We start from the raw sequence: 255 nt of genomic DNA on the forward strand, positions 1-255 counted from the left end.
GGAACGTAACCTTAACAGGCACATTAACAGGTGTACCAGCAGATGCAGCGACTACTGTCGTAACTGTTGTTGTGAATGGGGTGACTTATACCGCAACAGTAAATTCAGCAAATGGTACGTGGAGTGTGAGTGTACCAGGCAGTGGTTTATTGGCAGATGGCGATAAGACCATCGATGCAAAAGTTACGTTTACAGATGCAGCAGGTAACAGCAGCAATGTAACGGACACTCAAGTTTATACAGTGGACACCACTG

Annotated in this window: 1 protein-coding gene; it reads left to right on the forward strand. The window is 45.9% G+C overall.

Features of this window, described 5'->3' with window-relative positions; translation table 11 throughout:
- On the forward strand, nucleotides 1-255 hold a 255-nt coding region (locus tag V6E90_RS21710; RefSeq protein WP_332606436.1), incomplete at both ends, for an Ig-like domain-containing protein.

The sequence above is a fragment of the Acinetobacter sp. ESBL14 genome, assembly GCF_036668815.1.
In the GTDB taxonomy this organism is placed as follows: domain Bacteria; phylum Pseudomonadota; class Gammaproteobacteria; order Pseudomonadales; family Moraxellaceae; genus Acinetobacter; species Acinetobacter gyllenbergii.